Origin of the sequence: Sphaerisporangium rufum, from assembly GCF_016863395.1 — a bacterium.
Taxonomy (GTDB): Bacteria; Actinomycetota; Actinomycetes; order Streptosporangiales; family Streptosporangiaceae; genus Sphaerisporangium; species Sphaerisporangium rufum.
Genome location: NZ_BOOU01000058.1, coordinates 55,519 through 74,589, shown reverse-complemented (window position 1 = coordinate 74,589; position 19,071 = coordinate 55,519). Strand labels below are relative to the sequence as shown.

The 19,071-nt window shown below is 74.5% G+C and carries 17 protein-coding genes; 6 read left to right on the top strand and 11 right to left on the bottom strand.

Going from position 1 to position 19,071, the window contains the following annotated elements; all coding sequences use genetic code 11:
• Positions 1-10 precede the first annotated feature (10 nt).
• On the top strand, positions 11-238 hold the full coding sequence (locus Sru01_RS21730) for a hypothetical protein (protein WP_203989343.1): 228 nt from the start codon (positions 11-13) through the stop codon (positions 236-238).
• A gap of 35 nt (positions 239-273) precedes the next feature.
• Here the strand turns inward: Sru01_RS21730 and Sru01_RS21725 are convergent, their stop codons facing one another.
• Entirely contained in the window at positions 274-753 is a 480-nt protein-coding gene (locus tag Sru01_RS21725) for a flavin reductase family protein (RefSeq protein WP_203989342.1), read from the bottom strand.
• A gap of 240 nt (positions 754-993) precedes the next feature.
• Between Sru01_RS21725 and Sru01_RS21720 the strand changes: the two genes are divergently transcribed.
• A complete protein-coding gene (locus Sru01_RS21720) occupies positions 994-1,590 on the top strand; it encodes an RNA polymerase sigma factor (RefSeq protein WP_203989341.1) in 597 nt (198 codons plus the stop codon).
• Entirely contained in the window at positions 1,583-2,812 is a 1,230-nt protein-coding gene (locus Sru01_RS21715; RefSeq protein WP_203989340.1) for a CU044_5270 family protein, read from the top strand. The genes Sru01_RS21720 and Sru01_RS21715 overlap by 8 nt, the downstream gene beginning before the upstream one ends.
• Before the next feature lie 163 nt (positions 2,813-2,975).
• Here Sru01_RS21715 and Sru01_RS21710 read toward each other — a convergent pair whose 3' ends face one another.
• The 4 genes from Sru01_RS21710 to Sru01_RS21695 are packed head-to-tail and all read right to left on the bottom strand — an operon-like array spanning position 2,976 to position 6,393.
• Positions 2,976-3,896, bottom strand: coding sequence for an ABC transporter substrate-binding protein (locus Sru01_RS21710; RefSeq protein ID WP_203989339.1), 921 nt, complete (start codon positions 3,894-3,896; stop codon positions 2,976-2,978).
• A gap of 54 nt (positions 3,897-3,950) precedes the next feature.
• Complete coding sequence (locus tag Sru01_RS21705) at positions 3,951-4,622, bottom strand: ABC transporter permease (RefSeq protein WP_203989338.1); 672 nt, start codon at positions 4,620-4,622, stop codon at positions 3,951-3,953.
• Entirely contained in the window at positions 4,619-5,284 is a 666-nt protein-coding gene (locus Sru01_RS21700; RefSeq protein WP_203989337.1) for an ABC transporter permease, read from the bottom strand. Before Sru01_RS21700 ends, Sru01_RS21705 begins: the two co-directional genes overlap by 4 nt.
• Entirely contained in the window at positions 5,281-6,393 is a 1,113-nt protein-coding gene (locus Sru01_RS21695; protein ID WP_203989335.1) for an ABC transporter ATP-binding protein, read from the bottom strand. Before Sru01_RS21695 ends, Sru01_RS21700 begins: the two co-directional genes overlap by 4 nt.
• A gap of 361 nt (positions 6,394-6,754) precedes the next feature.
• Between Sru01_RS21695 and Sru01_RS21690 the strand changes: the two genes are divergently transcribed.
• A complete protein-coding gene (locus Sru01_RS21690) occupies positions 6,755-10,525 on the top strand; it encodes a hypothetical protein (protein ID WP_203989332.1) in 3,771 nt (1,256 codons plus the stop codon).
• A 185-nt stretch (positions 10,526-10,710) separates the two neighbouring features.
• Here Sru01_RS21690 and Sru01_RS21685 read toward each other — a convergent pair whose 3' ends face one another.
• From Sru01_RS21685 to Sru01_RS21665, 5 genes are all read right to left on the bottom strand, one after another.
• Entirely contained in the window at positions 10,711-11,883 is a 1,173-nt protein-coding gene (locus Sru01_RS21685; RefSeq protein ID WP_203989330.1) for a lipid-transfer protein, read from the bottom strand.
• A 210-nt stretch (positions 11,884-12,093) separates the two neighbouring features.
• Entirely contained in the window at positions 12,094-12,525 is a 432-nt protein-coding gene (locus Sru01_RS21680) for a MaoC/PaaZ C-terminal domain-containing protein (protein ID WP_203989328.1), read from the bottom strand.
• Positions 12,525-13,478 carry a bifunctional MaoC family dehydratase N-terminal/OB-fold nucleic acid binding domain-containing protein gene (locus Sru01_RS21675; RefSeq protein ID WP_239137637.1) on the bottom strand — a complete coding sequence of 318 codons (954 nt, stop codon included), beginning with the start codon at positions 13,476-13,478 and terminating at the stop codon, positions 12,525-12,527. The genes Sru01_RS21680 and Sru01_RS21675 overlap by 1 nt, the downstream gene beginning before the upstream one ends.
• 73 nt (positions 13,479-13,551) lie before the next feature.
• Positions 13,552-14,706, bottom strand: coding sequence for an acyl-CoA dehydrogenase family protein (locus tag Sru01_RS21670; RefSeq protein ID WP_203989324.1), 1,155 nt, complete (start codon positions 14,704-14,706; stop codon positions 13,552-13,554).
• Complete coding sequence (locus Sru01_RS21665) at positions 14,706-15,950, bottom strand: acyl-CoA dehydrogenase family protein (RefSeq protein WP_239137636.1); 1,245 nt, start codon at positions 15,948-15,950, stop codon at positions 14,706-14,708. The genes Sru01_RS21670 and Sru01_RS21665 overlap by 1 nt, the downstream gene beginning before the upstream one ends.
• Before the next feature lie 233 nt (positions 15,951-16,183).
• Here Sru01_RS21665 and Sru01_RS21660 point away from each other — a divergent pair, with 233 nt between their 5' ends.
• Both Sru01_RS21660 and Sru01_RS21655 read left to right on the top strand, forming a co-directional pair.
• Entirely contained in the window at positions 16,184-16,828 is a 645-nt protein-coding gene (locus Sru01_RS21660; RefSeq protein WP_203989322.1) for a TetR family transcriptional regulator, read from the top strand.
• Positions 16,829-16,911: 83 nt separating this feature from the next.
• Positions 16,912-18,072 carry a steroid 3-ketoacyl-CoA thiolase gene (locus Sru01_RS21655; protein ID WP_203989320.1) on the top strand — a complete coding sequence of 387 codons (1,161 nt, stop codon included), beginning with the start codon at positions 16,912-16,914 and terminating at the stop codon, positions 18,070-18,072.
• A gap of 34 nt (positions 18,073-18,106) precedes the next feature.
• Here Sru01_RS21655 and Sru01_RS21650 read toward each other — a convergent pair whose 3' ends face one another.
• Positions 18,107-19,000 (bottom strand): LysR family transcriptional regulator, encoded by an 894-nt coding sequence (locus Sru01_RS21650; protein WP_203989318.1) that lies wholly within the window; start codon positions 18,998-19,000, stop codon positions 18,107-18,109.
• Positions 19,001-19,071 lie beyond the last annotated feature (71 nt).

Here is a 19,071-nt window from a genome sequence, read left to right as displayed (position 1 = left end):
CACCATCCGAATGGGCAGTGATATCGCCGAAAGCCAGATCGACGACTTGTCCGGCTCCGAGATCAACGTCCTATTGGATCTCTACGACATCCTCCAACTGACGCCGGGCAACGGGCGCAAGTTGCGCCGTGCCGGCAACATGTACGTCTGGGACTACAAGGGCCTATCGGTGACCTATATCGTGCTCGACCCACAAAACGAGGTCGCGGTGCTGCGGGTGGACCGCTTCCCCGGCTGAACGGCCCCGTGGCCGTGTCCGGGATCCCCGGCGGGTCAGGGGAGGGGGCGGTAGCGGGCGCGGAGGCGGATCAGGGGCGGGCGGGTGGGGTCGACGTAGGCGACGGCGAGGACCCGGGCGAGGAAGAGGGTGTGGTCGCCGGCCGGCACGACCTGGGTGGTCTCGGCCTCCAGCGCCGCCACGCCGCCGTCGAGCACCAGGGCGCCGGTGTGCTCGCCGCGGTGGTGCGGGGTGCCGGCCACCAGCAGCCGAGCACTCGGCCGGCCCGGGGTGGCGAACCGGCTGGCCACCACCGACTGGGCGCCGGACAGCAGGGTGGCCGCCCACCGGTCCCGGCGTAGCAACACCTCGCCCAGGTAGCCGCCCGACGCCAGGCTGAGCAGCACCATCGGCGGGTCGGCCGACAGCGAGGCGAAGGTGGTCACCGTCGTGCCGATGTCGTCGCGCCCGTCCTGGACGGTGACGACGGCCACTCCCCCGGCGAGCTGCCCCATCGCCTCGGTGAACTGATCCATGACCCCCACTCCTACCACCGGCCGCACCTCCCGCGCGCAAGCGGCCCGGCGCGGGGGCGTCGCCAGGCGCCGGGCGCGTATCACGACGCCCGGGTGGGGTGACGCGATGGACGGGCCGGGTCCGGTCGCCCCCGGCCGGAGAACGGCATGAACCGGAAAGCGGGCGTCTTCGCTCGCCATGAAGTCGAACCGGGGATGCGACGGACTAATGGTGTACCTGGAAGAAAGGACACCATGCGGATGACCGCTCCCCCCGATTCGCCGGGGAGACTTGACGACGCCGTACTCATCGAGCAGTCGCGACACCGGCCCGAGTCCTTCGCCACGCTGTACGACCGCCACTTCGGTGCCATCTACCGCTACATCGCCGCGCGGATCGGCCCGCAGGCCGCCGACGATCTGGCCGCGGAGACCTTCCTGGTCGCGTTCCGTAAGCGCGACGGCTTCGACCCGGCTCGGGGCGAGGTACGCCGGTGGCTGTACGGGATCGCCACCAACCTGCTCGCCGGCCATCGCCGCAGCGAGACCCGGCGGCTGGAGGCCCTGGCCAGGGTGCCGGTCGAGCATCCCGCCGAGGGCGAGCACGCCGACCGGGTGGTGGCACGGGTCACCGCGGCGGCCACGAAGCGGCGGCTCGCCACCGAGCTCGGCCGGCTGGCCGACGGCGACCGGGACGTGCTGCTGCTCGTCGCGTACGGCGATCTGGGCTACGAGGAGATCGCGCAGGCTCTGGACATCCCCACCGGCACCGTGGGCTCGCGACTCAACCGGGTGCGCCGGAAGCTGCGCGCCGCGCTGGACGACATCACCGCTGAATCCGGAGGATCCGATGGATGAATCGCATGACGACCGGGACCTCCGTCACTCGGTCGAGCCTGGGCACCTGACCGCGGTGCGCGACCTGCTCGGGTCTCACGAACCCTCACCCGATACGGTCGCGGCGGGCCGCGCCCGGCTGCTCGCCGAAGCGGCCGCGCCCGCCACGGTGCGCGACCTGGCACCTGCCGGCCGGAAGCGGCGGCATCGGCGGATCGGGGCCGGGTTGAGCCTCGCCGCGGCGGCCGCGGCGGCCGTCCTCGTGCCCACGGTCATGTCCGGCGGGACGCCGCCCATCGCGGCCCGGCCCGGCACGTCGATCGCCACGACGGCCGGGCCGACCGCCCGGCAGATCCTGCTGGCCGCCGCCACCACCGTGGAGCGGGCCCGCACGACCGGCGACTACTGGCGGGTCGGCACAGTGCACCAGTCGATGATGCTCGATCCCAGCCGCGGCTATGTGATCGCGCAGAAGAGCTCGACCGAGCTGTGGCTGGCGGAGAGACCCGAGTTGCAGAACTGGCGCATCCGCCGGTACCTCGGTGCGAAACCCGCGTCCCCGGAGGACGAGGCGGCCTGGCGGGCGGCGGGCGCGCCCGCCAGCTGGCGCTATCCCGAGGACTTCGACACCGATGAGCTCTACTCCGTCCCGTACCGGCGGCCGCTGAAGGCGGCGGCCGGCGAGCCCAGCGTGGAGCGGTTGCACGGCCACTGGAACGGCGCGGCCGGCGACCTGACCCAGGAGCTGGTGACCTGGCGGCAAGTGCGCGCGATCCCGAGCGATCCTGACAAGCTCCGGGCGTACCTGAAGCAGCGCGTCATCCGGCAACTGGCGTCACCGGACATGGCCGAGCTGACCGGTGCGGAGCGGGAGAAGGAGATCGTGCACGGGCTTCGGGCGGACTGCCTGGCGATCATCAGCTCTCTGCCAGTGGCCCCCGAGGTCCGGGCGTCGGCCTACCGCGTCCTGGCGTCACTGCCCGGCATCCGAGCCGAGGGGGAGACCACTGACCCGCTGGGCCGGCGCGGGCAGGCGGTCGGCTACCAGGTGGAGTTCGAGCCGGGCCGGTTCACCGATGTCCGGTTCCTGGTCGATCCCGGCACCGGCCTGCCGCTCGCCGAGGTGTGGACGAACACCGGCAGGCTGGCGGACGGCCGCCCGGTGGAGCTGCGCAACACCACCTCCTACCAGGCGATCGGCTGGACCGACGAGCGGCCGGAGGTGCCCGAGCGCCGGAACTGAGGCACGCCTTGGAGAAAGGAACGGACCGCGCCGGTGGGCGCGGTCCGTTCTTCGGGTGATGCCGGTGCGGCGTCCGGTGACGTTCACCGGGTCGGCGAGCGACCGATGCCGAGGCCGGCGCATCCCGGGCGACCCGGCGAAGGTATGCGGACGCCGCACCAGGTCAGAGCAGGCCGTTCTGGGTCAGCCAGTCCTTGGCGACCATGGGCGGGTCGTCCTTGTCGACGGCCACCCGCTTCATCATGTCCACCAGGCCTTCGGTGGTGAGCTTGGCGGAGATGCCGTTGAGGGTGGTGCGCACGTCGTCGGTCACCCCGGCCTTGTTCACCAGCGGCGTGACGTTCTGGGCGCTGAAGACGTGCTTGGGGTCCTGCAGCGGCACCAGGCCGTTGATCAGGATCTTGGGATCGGTGGTGAAGACGTTGCCGACCTGGACGGCGTCGCTCTTGATGGCGTCCGCCGTGGTGTCACCGGTCGGCTTCCACTCCTTGAAGGTCAGGCCGTAGACGTCCTTGAACTGGGCCTCCCGGCGCTTCTTGAACTCCGGCGGGCCGCCGACGACGAAGTCCTTGGCGACCTTGGCCAGGTCCTCGATGGTGGCGAGCTTGTACTTGTCGGCGGTCGCCTTGGAGACGGTCAGCGAGTCGTTGTCCTCGGCCGCCGCCGAGTCGAGCAACTCCAGCTCGGCCGGCAGCTTGGACTTGAGCTCGCCGTCGACCTCCTCCTTGCTCGCCGCGGTGCTCTTGGGGTCGAGGAAGCTGAGCAGGCCGCCGTTGTACTCCGGCAGCACGGTCAGCGCGCCGCTCTTGATCTGGTCGTAGAGGACCTCGCGGCTGCCGATGTTGAACTTCTCCTCCACCTGGACGCCCTTGGCGGACAGCGCCTGGGAGTAGATGGAGGCCAGCAGCACGTTCTCCGGGAAGTTGGCCGAGCCGACCACGACCTTCCCGGCGCCGCCCGCCGAGCCGGACGCGCTGGGCGCCACGCTCGCGCTGTCGTTCAGCGGATCGCCGCCGCCGCCACACGCCCCAAGAGTGAACACCGCGACGACGGTCGCCGCCGCGGTGCTGAAGATTCGCCGCATCGTGCTATCCCTTTCTGGTTTCCACATCTGTGATCAGGGGTTCGAAGATCTTGGTCAGCGGGACTTGACGCGCCGGCTCACCCCTGGGGAGACGACGGCGCGCTGCAGCACGGCGAAACCGAGCTGGACGAGCAGCGCGAGCGCCACCACCAGCACGGCCCCGCCCAGCGTGCTGGGGAAGTCCTTGGTCGCCAGGCCGTCGATGATGTAGCGGCCCAGCCCGCCGAGGCCGACGTACGCGGCGACGGTCGCCGTCGCCACCACCTGGATGGCCGCGATGCGCAGCCCGAGCAGGATGAGCGGCAGCGCCACCGGCACCAGCACCTTGAGCAGCACCTGGCCGCCGCGCAGCCCCATCCCGTACGCGGCGTCGCGCAGGTCCCGCTCCACGCCGCGGATGCCCTCGTAGGTGTTCACCAGGATCGGCGGCACCGCCAGCGCGATCAGCGGGGCGAGCACCGGCCAGGTCGAACCCACGCCGACCAGCAGCACGATGAGCACCACCAGGCCGAGGGTGGGCAGCGCGCGCGCGGCGTTCGCGGCCACCACGACCACCACGCCGCCGCGCCCGGTGTGCCCGATGAACAGGCCGAGCGGGATCGCGATGATCATGGAAAGCAGCAGGGCGACGGCGGAGAACTCGACGTGTTCCAGCAGCCGGGCCGGGATGCCGGACGGCCCGGACCAGTTCGCCGCGGTGCCGAAGAACTCGATCAGCCAGTTCACGACGTCCTCCTGGCCCTGGCCCAGGGCGTGAGCAGGCGCTGGGCGAGGATGAGCACCCCGTCGGCCAGCACGGCGAGGACCATGACGAGCACGATGCCGACGATGATGGGCGTGTAGAACTGCCGCTGCCAGCCGTCGATGAAGTAGTAGCCGAGGCCGCCGCGGCCGATCAGCGCGCCGACGCTGACCAGGCTGATGCTGGACACCGTGGCGACCCGCAATCCGGCCAGCACGACGGGAACCGCGATCGGCATGTCCACGCGCAGCAGCCGGCGGGTGGGGCCGAATCCCATCGCGACGGCGGACTGGCGGACGTGGTCCGGCACCGACTCAAGGCCGTCCACCACCGCGGGCACCAGCACGGCCAGCGTGTAGAAGGTGAGCGGGATGATCACAGTGGTCCGCTCGGCCAGCCCGGTGACCGGAATGAGCACGATGAAGACCGCCAGCGAGGGCAGCGAGTAGACGATGTTCATCACGCCGACCGTGGGCTGGTAGAGCCCTCGCCAGCGCGCGCTGGCCAGGCCGAGCGGCAGCGCGATCAGCAGGCCGAGCAGCACCGGGACCAACGCCATGATCACGTGGTCCAGCAGGCGCTCGGTGATGTCGGGGATGTGGCGGCCGATCCAGTCCCAGCGGACCAGCGGCTCGGTGTCGTTCATCCGGCCGCCTGCCCCGCGTCCGGATCGCCGCCGGCGGCGGGCCGCGCGTGGGCCGCGCTCCGCGCCGGGTCGAGGGCCTCGCCGGACGCGCGGCCGAGCGCCTCGTCCAGGGTCTCGCGGGTGACGACGCCGGCGAACCGGCCGCCCGGGTCCACCGCGATCGCGCAGCCGGACGGCGCGAGCAGCGCCGCGTCCAGCGCGGCCCGCAGCGAATCCTGCGCGGGGTCGAACACCCCGAACGGCCGCAGCGGGCCGTCTCCGTCACCGGACGCCCGCCAGCCGATCGGCCGGTCGTCCTCGTCCAGCGCCACCGACCAGCCGGGCACCTCGCGCCCGGTGCTCAGCCGCAGCTTGCTCGCGGGGATGAACGACAGGCGGCGGATGCCGCGGTCCTTGCCGAGGAAGCCCGCCACGAAGTCGTCGGCCGGCTCGGCGAGCAGGGTCGCCGGGTCGGCGATCTGTGCCAGGTGACCGCCGACCCGGAGCACCGCGACCGTGTCGCCGAGCTTGATCGCCTCGTCGATGTCGTGGGTGACGAACACGATGGTCTTCTGCAGCTCGGCCTGCAGCCGCAGCAGCTCTTCCTGCAGGCTGGCCCGGACGACCGGGTCGACGGCGCTGAACGGCTCGTCCATCAGCAGCACCGGCGGGTCGGCGGCCAGGGCACGTGCCACGCCGACGCGCTGCTGCTGGCCGCCGGAGAGCTGGAAGGGGTAGCGACCGGCGAGCGCCGGGTCGAGGCCGACGCGCTCCAGGAGCTCCATCGCCCGGGCGCGGGCCTTCTTCTTGTCCCAGCCGAGCAGGTACGGCACGGTGGCGACGTTGTCCACGATCTTGCGGTGCGGGAAGAGCCCGGACTGCTGGATCACGTAGCCGATGCCCCGGCGCAGCGTCGGCGGGTCGATGGCCCGCACGTCGCGGTCGTCCAGCAGGATACGGCCCTCGCTGGGGTCGATCATCCTGTTGATCATGCGCAGCGACGTGGTCTTCCCGCAGCCGGACGGGCCCACGAAGACGGTGACCGCTCCGGTGGGCACCTGCAGGCTCAGATTGTCGACGGCGACGGTCCCGTCCCCGTAGCGCTTGGTGACACCCTCAAATGTGATCACGCACGACCTCGTGCTTCTCGGCCGGACCTGCTGGCCCGGATCGCCGGCTTTCGGCTGCGCGGCCGACCCCCCCGCCCGGCAGCCCTCCACGGTAGGTGACGGCCCGACCGCGGGTCCAATCAAATTCCCTACACACCTTATGGGGATCTATCGGGTCTGGTGCAACCCCGAATCCCAGGTGCCCGCTGCGGGCGCAGGCTCACGCGTTCCCGGCGACCGGCCGGGATGAATATCCCGTTATTTGCCGAAGTAGCAGCGATCGGTGGCGACCGTTGCGCGATCGTTGGCATGATTGACCTCACTATCCCCATCAGTCACGCCAAAACCCGCCAAGCCGCCCAAGAATTCCGAGGAACCGGCCGTGACCCCACCGCTCATCGATCGGCGTCCGCGGAACGAGCTGATCGCCGAGCTCTACGACCGTCACGCCGCCGGGCTGTTCGCGTACTGCCACGACCAGCTCGGCGACACCGCCGCGGCGGCCGACGCCCTGGCGTCCGCCCTCGCCGGCGCGCCGGCCCAGGACGCTCCGCGAGCCACGCTCTACGCGCTCGCCCGCCGGGAGATCTACCGGCGCGACGTCGCCTATGCCCCGCCCGCCGCCGACCCCGCCGACCCGGTGACCGCGCTCATCGAGCGGATCGCCCGCGAGATGCGCCCGCACCAGCGTGAAGTGCTGCTGCTCACCACGGTGTGCGGGCTGGACACCGGTGAACTGGCCACGGTGCTCGACGTCGCGGCCGACACCGCCGAGCAGCTCCTGATCATCGCGCGCGACCGGTTCGCGCGCTCGCTGGCCGCGGCCGCCGGCGTGACCGGCGGCTCCGGTACCCCCGTCGTCACGTCGGTGCAACACGGGTACCGGGCGCTCGCCGCGATGTCGCCGGCCGAGGCACTGGCCCGCCTGCCGTGGCGGGCCCCGCCCGGCGCGTTGCGGGCCCGGGTCCTCGCCGCGGTCCCCGCGGCGCCACCGTCCCCCCGCCCGACCGCCGGCCCGGGCGAAAGCCCGACCGCCGACCCTGCCACTGGGCCGACCACTGGGCCGACCACGGGGCCGGCCTTCGGGCCGACGACGAGGTCGGCCGAGCCCGCCGAGAGCCGCCGGCCCACCACGCCGCGCCGGCCGCTGCCGCTCACCGAGCCCGATCCGGTGACCGGCACCGGCACGTTCCCGGCCACGGAGGCCGCCGCGCCGCGGCCGACCGGCCGGCGCCGCTCGCGGCACGAGACCAGTACCGAGCCGATGCCGCAGGTCGGAAAGCCGGACGGCCCCCGGTCCGCCCTGGGCGGGCTCTTCCGCCGCCGTCCCGGCGATGCGGGCTCGGACGGGAATCCGCCCGCCGGTCATTCCGGACCGTACGGGCCGCCCGCCGGCGCCGGCACGCCCGCGTTCCCCGGACCCGGCCCGTCCGGCTTCCCGCCTCCTGGCAGTTCCGCGTTCGACCCGCCGGGCGCGTCCGCCTTCCCGCCCTCCGCTTTCGCCCCGGGCATACCCGGCTCGTCCGGCTTCCCGCCCTCCGGCACTCCCGCCTTCGATCGGCCAGGCGTGCCCGGCGCCGGCGCCTTCGCGCCCGGCACGCCCGACCCCTCGGCCTTCCACGCCCCCGGCCGGCCCGCGCACGATCGACCGGCCCACCAGCCCTCCGCTTTCGACCCGGCCGGCGCACCCGGTCCGTCCGGCTTCGACCCGCCCGGCCGGCCATCCCCCGGCGCCCCGATGTTCGGCCTGCCGCCCGGCCCGGCCCACCGGTCCGGCACGGACCTCGGTTTTCCCGACCCGTTCGGCGGGCGCACCGACCACGAGCGGCCCGCCGCCCCGGCGGGGCCCTGGAACCCGTTCGCCGCGGAGACCGACTCGCCGCGTACGTCCGGCGAGCCCGCCTTCCCCGACGCCGCCCGAGGACCGGCGGGCACGCCGGTACCGGGGTCGGCCGATCCGCTGCGCACCACGGGGTTCCCCGGCTCGCTCCGCCCCCCGGAGCCGGACGCGTTCACGTCCGGTGGTGCCGCCAGCGGCTGGGACGCCTTCGCGGCACACGGCCACGATCCGGCGCACCCGTTCGGCCCCGGCCGGACTTCGGATTCCGGCGGCCGGGCCGGTGACCCCGGCGTGGCGGCCGGACCCGAGCCGGAACCGGGCGGAGAGTCGCTTTTCATCCGCGCTAAATCGTCCGGGCCTTGGTCGGCGCTGCGCCGCCGCCTCGGCCATACCCGGCAGGCGGGAGATGCGGCCGGACCCGAGTCCGCACCGCCGGCCCTCGACCCGCCCGCTCCGGAGCCGGCCGCGCCGTTCATCCCGGGCTTCGACCGGCCGGCACCGCCCGACGCGTTCACCGGGCCGCCCACGCCGCCGTCCGCGTTCGGGACACCGGCCCCGTACGACAAGTCGTCCCGTTTCGGGACGCCGGCCCCGTTCGAGACGCCGGGCCCGTTCAACACACCGGCCCCCTACGTGACGCCCTCCACGTCCGAGAACCCATCCGCATTCGACACGCCGGCCCCGTACGGGACGCCGGCCCCCTACGTGACGTCCACCGCGTCGGAGGCCGCATCCCCGCTCGGGACGCCGGCCCCGTACGACACGCCGGCCCCCTACGGGACGCCCTCCACGTCGGAGACCCCATCCGCATTCGACACACCGGGCCGGTATGACACACCGGGCCCGTCCGGGTCGCCGGGCCCGTACGAGACGCCGGCCGCGCCGCAGCCCGCCGCGGACGGAACGGCGGACCGGTCCGCCGGCGCGGCCCCGGTGCCGCCGGCCGGGCCGCGCGGGACGGCCGAGCCCGACTGGCGCGACCTGCCCGAGAAGACGACCCACTACGTCGCGAAGCGGCGGTCGCGCCCGCGCCACGAAACCTCGGACGCCGCCGGGGCGGTTCAGGGCGTCCGGCATCAGGCGCCGGCCGGACCGGACGCGCCGCCCCCGGTGGCCGGGACGGAACGGGAGGCGCCCGCGACGGCCGGTGAACTCCCGGAGAAGATCAGACCGCTCCGCGAGGTGTTCTCGGCGGCGAAGGCAGCGCTGACCCGCCGCGGCGGATCGCCCGCGTCACCGGGGGCGCCCGCGTCAACGGAGACGTCCGCGTCGACGGCTGGAGCGCCCGATCTCGCCGCCGGCCGGCCGGACAGGGCCTGGGGCGCGGACTCGGGCGCGGTGCCCGAGCCGGAACCGGGCCGGACCTTCCCCGGCGGGCCGCGAGCGGGATCCGCGCCCGGCGCCGACCGCCCCGCGCCCGGCGTGGATGCCGGCCGGCCCGCACCCGGCGTGTTCGACACCGACGGGTTCGGCCGGCCCACCGGCGGCGGGACCGATCTCTCCTCGCTGAGCCGGCCCGCATGGGTCGACGGCACGCCGACCGACCCGACCGCCCTGGAACCGGACCCGTTCCCGCCCGGTGCGCCGGCCTGGGACGACGTCGCGGCGGCCGGCCGGCCGGGCCCGGACCCGGCCGGGCGGACCGCCCGGGCCGAACTGCCGGACGATGATCCCGGGGCGGATGCGGCCGGGACGCGTGCGGATCTCGGACCGGACACCGGCCGGACGGGTGGTGATCTCGGCCCGGCCCGGTCCGAGGAGCGTCCCGGCCAGGACACCCCAGGCTTCGGCGAGTTCCGGGACGCGGACCCGCCCCAGATCGACGCAGGCCAGGACGCGCCCGCGGAGCCGGTCCACCACGACGAGCACGACGGCCCGGCCCAGGGCGACGCTCGCGGCGAGCCGGCCGGCCGGGGTGACACCGGCCCGAAGGCCCCGACGTGGAACGACCCGCCGGGCACCCCGGACGCGTCGGACCGGAACGACAGCCCTGGCGGGCGGACCGGCAGGGACGGCGTCGACGCGGACGGCCGAGCCTGGAACGACGCCTCGGGCTATCCGGGCTGGGAGGACGCGCCGGGCGAGCGGACCGGTCCGCTGGCCCCGGTGCCGGCCCTGGCCGCGCCAAAGCCGGCCAGAAGGCCCGTCCCCCAGGACGCCGCACCGGCCGAACCCAGCCGGCCCCGGCGGTCGCGTCCCTTCCGGGGCGGCGAGCGCCACTACGACTGGCTCTGGGAGGTCGGCGGGTTCCTGCTGTGCGTGGTGATCGCGCTGCTGGTCTTCTTCGCGGTGCCCACCCTGGTCACCCCGTGACGGTCCGGCGGCCCGACCATCCGGGCCGCCGCGACCGGTTCACCGCCTCGGTGGCCTGACCGCCCGCGCCGGACCACCGCCGGGAGCCGCGCAGCGGCAGCGGTGACGGGTTCCGCCGCCGGAACCACCACCCGCGCCGGACCATCGCCGTGCCGCCCGCTCCACCGCGGCCCGGCGCGCCCTGTTCAGGGGGTGGACAGCACCAGGGCGCTGGTGGGGACACCGGTGCCGGCGGTGACCAGGACGTTGTGCACGCCGGTCACCTGGTTGGCGGCGGTGCCGCGGATCTGGCGCACCGCCTCGGCGATGCCGTTCATGCCGTGGATGTAGGCCTCGCCGAGCTGGCCGCCGTGCGGGTTGACCGGGAGGCCGCCGTCAAGCTCGATGCCCCCACCGGCGACCAGGTCCCTGGCCTCGCCACGGGCGCAGAAACCCAGCTCCTCCAGCTGCAGTAGAACGAACGGGGTGAAGTGGTCGTACAGGATGGCGGTCTGCACGTCGGCGGGCGCCAGGCCGGACATCTCCCACAGGCCCCGCGCGACCACCCCCATCTCCGGCAGCCCGGTCATGTCGCCGCGGTAGAAGCCGGTCATCATCATCTGCCCGGCTCCCGAGCCCTGCACGGCGCCGGTGACGACCGCCGGCCGGTGCCGCAGGTCGCGGGCGCGCTCGGCGGAGGTGACGACCAGCGCGACCGCCCCGTCGCTCTCCTGGCAGCAGTCCAGCAGGTGCAGCGGTTCCACGATCCACCGGGATCGCTGGTGCTCCTCCAGCGTGATCGGCCGGCCGTGGAACCAGGCGGCCGGGTTGGTGGCGGCGTGCCGGCGCATGGCCACCGCGACGCGCCCGAAATCCTCGGAGGTGGCGCCGTAGGCGTGCATGTACCGCCGGGCGACCATGGCGACCCAGGCGGCCGGCGTCACCAGGCCGTGCGGCACGTGCCAGCTCATCTCGGCGCCCAGTGACGACGGCTCGGCGCCCAGCCCGGTGCTCGGCCGGCCGAACCGGCTGCCGGACCGCTCGTTGAAGGCCCGGTAGCAGACCACGGTGGAGGCGGCACCGGTCGCGACCGCCATGGCCGCCTGCAGCACGGTGCCGCACGCGGCTCCGCCACCGTAGGGCACCCGGGAGAAGAAGGTCAGCTCGCCGATGCCGGTCTCCCGGGCCACGGCGATCTCGTCGTTGGCGTCCTGGGTGAAGGTGACCAGGCCGTCCACCTCGGCCGGCGCGACGCCGGCGTCGTCCAGGGCGGCGAACACCGCGTCGGCGGCGAGCCGCAGCTCCGAGCGGCCGGAGTCCTTGGAGAACTCGGTGGCGCCGATGCCCGCGATGGCGGTGCGGCCGGAGAGCGAGTACACGTGACGGGCCTTTCTCTGGCGATGGGAACGCGGGCGGTCAGGGAGTGCTCGGACGGCCGGGGGACTCTGCGGCGGTCGGGGAACGCTGGGGCGGTCGGAGGAGTTGCGGTGGTCGGAGGGACGCTGGGGCGGTCGGGGAACGCTCGGGCGCTCGCGTAATCGGGGACGGCGGTCGGTTGGGAGACGGGCGGCCGGGAGGCGGGCCGGTGATCAGCCGGGCATCGTGAGGCGGACGGTGCCGGTGGCGTGGTCGCCGATGCTCACCGCACCGTGCACCGCCACGGTCACCTCCCCGCCGTCGCGGGCGGTGACGGTGCCGCGCAGCACCAGGGTGTCGCCGGCGTAGGCGGGCACGCCGAGCCGCACGTCGATGCCGCGGATCCGCGCCCGCGGCCCGGCCCAGTCGGTGACGTACCGCTCGACCAGCCCCATGGTGGTAAGGATGTTCAGGAAGATCTCCGGGGCGCCCTGCGCGCGCGCCGCGGCGGGGTCGTGGTGCACCGGGGTGAAGTCCATGGTGGCGAGCGCGGTGGACACCACCGTGGTGGGGGTCAGCTCGATCCGCAGCTCGGGCAACTCCGCCTGCGCGGGCCGGGTGGGCGGTACGGCACCGGAGCCGGCGGCACCGGGCGGCGTGCCCATCAGGACTCCGCCGGCGACCACACCGGCAGCACGAACTCGTCGTCCATCTCGCGGAAGGTCACCCGTACCGGCATGCCGATCTCCACCTTCGCTGGCTCGCACTCCACAACGTTCCCGACAATTCGCACACCCTCCGGCAACTGGACCACGGCCACCACGAACGGCGTCGCCAGCCCGGGCACCGGCGGGGCGTGGTGCACCACGTAGCTGAAGACCTCGCCGCGCCCGCTCGCCACGACGTGCGCCCGCTCCGTCGAGCGGCAGGACGGGCAGACCGGCCCCGGCGGATGCCGGAGCGTGCCGCAGCCGGCGCATTTCTGGATCCGCAGCTCGCCCTGCCGGACGCCTTCCCAGAAGAACGCCGTGTCCCGGCCGACGGCGGGCCGCAGCGGGTAGGGGTCTCGTGCCGCGGCGGCGGGCCCGCGCTCCGGGGGGCGGAACTTCAGCACCCGGAACATCATCTCGGCGACCGGCTCGTCCGCCACGTACCAGGTGATCACCCAGGTGACGAAGTACCCGAGGCCCAGCGCGGTGGTCTTCGGGCCGGTCATGCCGCTCAACCGGGTGCCGGGCACCGGCCGCTCCCCAAGCCGCAGGTAGCGGTGGTAGGTCTGCCGGCAGTCGGTGGCGACCACGCCGGTGAAACCGGCCTCGTCCAGCGCCGCCAGCACGTCGTCGATCGGGGTCGGCGCGGGCCGGCCGCCACCGCGGCCGGGCATCGTCCACACCTGGATCATGGCCGGCGGCGCGACGATCTCGCCGTGCGGCCCGGCCGCGGCGAACTCCTCGTCGGTGTAGGCCGGGTTGGTGTCGCCCATCGCCTCGGCCCAGTGGCGGATCATCGGCAGGTTCACCGGGTCGGCGGCGGGCAACCCGCGCGTCTCGCCCAGCTCGATCCGCCGCTCGGCCAGCTCGGCCAGCCGCCGGTGCACCGCGGGTTCGACCGTCGTCACCGTCTCTCCTCCATGGTCCGCCCTCCGCCGTACCCCGCCGAAATCCATGATCCGCCGCGCGCCGTGCCGCCGGTCACCGGGGCGGGCGCGGCAGGCTCAGCCCGAGCATCGCGATCAGCTCGCGCTGCACCTCGTTCACCCCGCCGCCGAAGGTCAGCACCACCGCGCCCTTGACGCCGCGGTCGAGCTGCTCGGCGAACTCGGCCGTCTCCGGGTCGGTCAGGTCGCCGTACCTGGCCACCGTCTCGGTCACCAGGCGGCCGACCTCCTGCATCCGCTCGGAGCCGTAGATCTTCGTCGCCGAGGCGTCCGGCGCGCCCAGCCAGCCGAGGTCCATGTTCGCGGCGACCTGCCAGTTCAGCAGCTCGTTGGTGCGCAGGCAGGCCAGGACCCGGCCGAGCGCCCGCCGCACGGCCGGCTCCTCGATCGCGCCGGTGCGCCGGGCCCAGGCCAGGAACCGGTCGTAGGTACGCGCGATGTTGCCGGCCGGGCCCAGGGTGACCCGCTCGTGGTTGAGCTGGTCGACGATCAGGTCCCAGCCCTTGTTCTCCTCGCCGACCAGCATGCCGGCCGGCACCCGGACGTCCGAGTAGTAGGTGGAGTTGGTGTGGTGCCGGCCGTCCATGGTCACGATCGGCGTCCAGGAGAACCCCGGATCGGCGGTGTCGACGATCAGCATCGAGATACCGCGGTGCTTGCGGGCCGCCGGGTCGGTGCGGGCGGCCAGCCAGATGTACCCGGCGTGGTGCGCGCCCGAGGTGAAGATCTTCTGGCCGTTGACGATGTAGTGGTCGCCGTCCCGCACCGCCGTCGTGCGCAGCGCGGCGAGGTCGGTGCCCGCCTCCGGCTCGCTGTAGCCGATGGCGAAATGGCACTCGCCGGCCAGGATCTTCGGCAGGAAGAGATCCTTCTGCTCGGCGGTGCCGTACTTCATGAGCGTCGGTCCCACCGTCTGCAGGGTGATGATCGGGTACGGCACCTCGGCGCGGGCGATCTCGTTGGCGAAGATCTGCTGCTCCAGCGGTCCGAGGCCGGCCCCGCCGTACTCCTTGGGCCAGCCCAGGCCGAGCCGGCCGTCCCGGCCGAGCCGCCGGCAGTGCTCCATGTACGCGGCGCCGAACGGGTCCTCGGCGATCTCGGCCCGCTGCCCGGCGGTCAGGCAGCCGGCGAAGTACTCGCGCAGCTCGTCGCGCAGACGACGCTGCTCGGGGGTGAGGTCGATGAACATCAGACGAGCGCTCCGATCGCGTCGAGCCGGGTCTGCGCGCCGCCCAGGAGATTGGCCCGGTGCTTGAACCAGGCGAAGTAGCGGTGCAGCGGGTAGGTGACGTCCAGGCCGAGGCCGCCGTGCAGGTGCTGGCAGGTGTGCACGGCGGTCAGCCCGCCGTCGGCCACCGCGTGCCCGGCGACGGCGAGGTCGAGCGCGGCCTGGTCGTGCAGCCCTTGCGCCAGCCGCCAGGCGCCCGACCAGACCGCCACGTCCAGGGCGCGCCCGGCGATGTATACGTCGGCGATCTGCATGGTCACCGCCTGGAACTCGGCCAGGGCGCGGCCGAACTGCCGGCGGTTCCGCAGGTGCCCGGTGGTGAGCTCCAGCGCGCCCGCCAGCACCCCGGACGCGGTGGCGGTCAGCGCCAGCAGCGACAGCAGCCCGAAGTCGGCGAACGCCGGGCCACCCGGCTCGCCCACCGGGCGGCCCGGCGTGGCGTCCAGCACCAGCGCGGCGGCCGGCCCGCCCGCGGCGGTGGGCACCGGCCGCGGCGCGGCGTCCTCGGGACGGACCAGGAACAGGCCGGGGCCGCGCCCGGTGGCCGCGGGCACCAGGATCGCCGCGGCCTGCGCGGCGTGGCCGACCGGGGCCGCGCGGCCGGTCAGCAGCCACTCACCGCCCCGCACCGCCCCGCCGGCCGCCGCCGCGGCGTAGCCCGCATCCCCATGCGCGTCCCTATGCGCGTCCCCGTGCCCGTCCCCGTCTGCGTGCCCGTCCCCGTCCCCGGCCGCGGCCCGGTGCGCGTCCGCGGCCCGGTGCGCGTCCGCGGCTCCGCCCTCGGCCGGGTGGGCCCTGGTCACCGGGACCGCGCCGAGCTCGCCGCCCGGCTCCAGCGGCGCGGTCGCCAGCACGATCTCGCCCTCGGCGAGCGGGGCCAGCGCGGCCCGCTGCCCGGCGGTACCGTGGCGGGCGATCACCATGGCGGCGACCAGCGAGTCCTGGAGCGGTATCGGCGCGACGTGCGCCCCCGCCTCGCGGAGGATCACCGCCATCTCCACCGGGCCCAGCCCGGCACCGCCCGCCTCCTCCGGCAGGCACGCGCCGATCAGCCCCGCCCGGGCCGCCGCGCGCCACAGCCCGGCGTCGTACGGCCCGCCGGCCGCCTCGTGCGCGGCCAGCCGCTCCGGGGCGGCCTCCCGGCGGAACAGCCCGGCGGCCAGGTCCCTCAGTTCGGCCTGCGTCTCGTCCAGGCTGAAGTCCATCAGCGCGCTCCCATGATCATGCCGGCGCCGCCCGGCGAGCCGGGGGAAGGCGGCCCGGCGCCTCCCCGATGCCGTCAGCGCGAAACTAGAACAGCTTCTAATCTCTGTCCAGCTTCACCCCGGATCCGGCGTCGCGAAACATCGGCGTAACGCGAAACGGCAGGCGAGACCGGCCCTATATGTGACCTGCCGGTAACAAGGCTTACCTGCGAGTAGTCCGGTAACGTGTTCTCATGAGCACCTCGCAGGCCGACGCGGCGACCGTCCCGGCCGCCGGCGGCCCGGCCCGGCCGGCGTCCGCCACCGGCGCCCGCACCCGCGGGCAGCACCAGCGGCGTAAGCGCATCGTGCAGGCCGCCGCGGCGCTCGCCTCGCGCGGCGGGGTCGAGGCGATGCAGATGCGCACGGTCGCCGAGCGCGCCGGCGTCGCCCTCGGCACGCTGTACCGCTACTTCCCCTCCAAGATGGATCTCGTGGTGGCGGTGGTGGGCGAGGAGATCGACCTGCTGGAGGGCAGCATCGACCGCCGGCCCCCCACCGCGGCCACCCCGGCCGGCCGGGCGGTCGACGTGCTCATGCGGGCCACCCGCGGGCTGATGCGCGAGCCGGAGCTGGCCGACGCGCTGATCCGCTCCCTGATCATGGCCCAGGTGGAGACCCCGTTCGGCGACCGGATGGGCGGCATCGTGCTGCGCGTCGCCGGCCGCGGCCGCACCGTCGAGACGGCGGGCGAGGAGCAGATCGCCCTGGCCGGCGCGCTGGCCGGGGTGTGGGTGCACGAGCTGCTGGAGATGCTGCGCGGCCGCCGCACCTACGAGCAGATCCAGCGGCGCATCGAGATCGCCGCCGACCGGCTGCTGGCCGGCTTCCCCGGCTGACCCGCGACCGCGCGGCCTTCCCCGCCGAACTAGAACGCGTTACATTCACCGGCAAGGTCCGTCCCCTCAGGCGAGGAGGCCCCATGGGCACGCCGGTGATCGTCGAGGCGGTGCGCACCCCGATCGGCAGGCGGAACGGGGCGCTGGCCGGCATCAAGCCGCAGGCACTGCTCGCCGCCGCGCTGCGCGGCGTGCTCGACCGGTCCGGCGTCGATCCCGCGGCGATCGAGCAGGTGTTCGCCGGCTGCGTCACCCAGGCCGGCGAGCAGGGCGGCCACATCGGCCGGCACGCCTGGCTGTACGCCGGGCTGCCCCACCAGGCCGGCGTCACCACCGTGGACGCCCAGTGCGGCTCGGCCCAGCAGGCCGTCCACCTGGTCGCCGCGCTGATCCAGGCAGGCGTGATCAAGGCGGGCATCGCCTGCGGCGTGGAGATGATGAGCCGGCAGCCGCTCGGCAGCAACGTGCTGCCCGCGAACCCCCGGCCGGACGACTGGTCCCTCGACCTGCCGGACCAGTTCACCGCCGCCGAGCGCATCGCCCACCGGCGCGGGCTGACCCGGGAGCGGCTGGACGCCTTCGGGGTGCGCTCGCAGCGGCTCGCCGCCGAGGCCTGGGCGGCGGGCCGGTTCGACCGCGAGGTGCTGCCGGTCACCGCGCCGGTGCTCGGCACGGACGGCACGCCCACCGGGGAGACCCGGGTGGTCCGCCGGGACGAAGGGCTGCGCGAGACCACCGCGGGCGGGCTGGCCCGGCTGCGGCCGGTCCTCGGCCCGGACGGGCTGCACACCGCCGGGACCTCCTCGCAGATCTCCGACGGAGCGGCGGCGGTGCTGCTGATGAGCGCCGCAGCCGCCGCCCGGCACGGGGTGCGGCCGCGCGCCCGCGTGCTGGCCCAGGCGCTGGTCGGCGCCGAGCCGTACTACCACCTGGACGGCCCGGTGGAGGCCACCGCCAAGGTGCTGGCCGCCTCCGGCTGCGCCACGCGGGACATCGACCGGTTCGAGGTGAACGAGGCGTTCGCCGCCGTCACGCTGTCCTGGGCCTCGGTGCACCGGCCCGACCTGGCCGGCGTCAACGTGAACGGCGGGGCCATCGCGCTCGGCCATCCGGTCGGCGCCACCGGGGCGCGCCTGGTCACCACGGCGCTGCACGAGCTGGAGCGGTGCGGCGGGGCCACCGCGCTGGTGACCATGTGCGCCGGCGGCGCGCTGGCCACCGCCACCATCCTCGAACGCCTCTGAGCCGTCCGGCCGCCGCCCGCCGGCCGTCGGGCGGTCACAGGGTGGCGGCGTGAGCGCACAGGGCCGAAAGCAGCGGCGTGGGACCGCTGCCGCGCCGCACCGCGGCGTACAGCAGACGGACCGGGACCCGGGGGCCGGTCAGCGGGCGGACGGTCACCCCGGCGGTCCCGGCGCTGCCGATCAGCCGGGGTATCAGGGTGACGCCCAGCCCGCACGCGACCAGCGCCAGCGCGGCGCTGAAGTCGGTCGCGCCGTGCATGATGCGCGGCTGGAACCCGGCCTGGCGGCAGCCGGCCTCCAGCACCTCGCGGCAGGCGGTCCCCGGCAGCGGGGCCACCCAGTCCTCGCCCGCCAGCGCGGCCAGGTCCACCTGTTCCTCGCCGGCCAGCCGGTGCCCGGCGGGCAGCGCCGCGTCCTGCGGATCGACCATGAGCTCGACGAGCCGGATCCGCGGATCGTCGGCGGCCGGAAGCTTCGCCGACGACATGACCACCACGATGTCGAGCTCGCCCCGGACGAGCATCGGCAGCGCCACCTCGGTCTCCACCTCGGAGATCTCCACCCGGCGGTCGGGGTGCGTCCGGCGCAGCGCGGCGGCGGCCGGGGCCAGCAGCAGCACGATGGCGGAGGGGAAGCCACCGGCCCGCTCCACGCCCAGCCGGCCGTCGGCGTAGGCGGCCAGATCCGAGCGCGCCGTCTCCAGCTGGGCGGCGACGGCGTCGGCGTGCTTCAGCAACACCTGCCCGGCGGCGGTGAGCCGGAGCCGCCGCCCGTGCCGCTCCAGCAGCGGCACGCCCGCCTCCCGGCCGAGCACGGCGAGCTGCTGGGAGACCGCCGACGGGGTCAGGTGCAGGGCCCGGGCCGCGCCGGCCACCGTCCCCTCGGCGTGCAGCTCTTGCAGGATGCGCAGGCGTCGCAGCTCCATCATGTAGAAAATCTATCGACGGATGCCAAGAAGAACCAGCTGGACTGCACGATCGGCCCGGCTGGAGACTCGGT

Bases quoted from the DNA above. Each gene is read 5' to 3' on its own strand.
- Sru01_RS21700 (WP_203989337.1), bottom strand. From the start codon at position 5,284: ATGAACGACACCGAGCCGCTGGTCCGCTGGGACTGGATCGGCCGCCAC.
- Sru01_RS21730 (WP_203989343.1), top strand. From the start codon at position 11: ATGGGCAGTGATATCGCCGAAAGCCAGATCGACGACTTGTCCGGCTCC.
- Sru01_RS21710 (WP_203989339.1), bottom strand. From the start codon at position 3,896: ATGCGGCGAATCTTCAGCACCGCGGCGGCGACCGTCGTCGCGGTGTTC.
- Sru01_RS21715 (WP_203989340.1), top strand. From the start codon at position 1,583: ATGGATGAATCGCATGACGACCGGGACCTCCGTCACTCGGTCGAGCCT.
- Sru01_RS21660 (WP_203989322.1), top strand. From the start codon at position 16,184: ATGAGCACCTCGCAGGCCGACGCGGCGACCGTCCCGGCCGCCGGCGGC.
- Sru01_RS21680 (WP_203989328.1), bottom strand. From the start codon at position 12,525: ATGGGCACGCCGCCCGGTGCCGCCGGCTCCGGTGCCGTACCGCCCACC.
- Sru01_RS21650 (WP_203989318.1), bottom strand. From the start codon at position 19,000: ATGATGGAGCTGCGACGCCTGCGCATCCTGCAAGAGCTGCACGCCGAG.
- Sru01_RS21720 (WP_203989341.1), top strand. From the start codon at position 994: ATGACCGCTCCCCCCGATTCGCCGGGGAGACTTGACGACGCCGTACTC.
- Sru01_RS21655 (WP_203989320.1), top strand. From the start codon at position 16,912: ATGGGCACGCCGGTGATCGTCGAGGCGGTGCGCACCCCGATCGGCAGG.
- Sru01_RS21665 (WP_239137636.1), bottom strand. From the start codon at position 15,950: ATGGACTTCAGCCTGGACGAGACGCAGGCCGAACTGAGGGACCTGGCC.
- Sru01_RS21670 (WP_203989324.1), bottom strand. From the start codon at position 14,706: ATGTTCATCGACCTCACCCCCGAGCAGCGTCGTCTGCGCGACGAGCTG.
- Sru01_RS21725 (WP_203989342.1), bottom strand. From the start codon at position 753: ATGGATCAGTTCACCGAGGCGATGGGGCAGCTCGCCGGGGGAGTGGCC.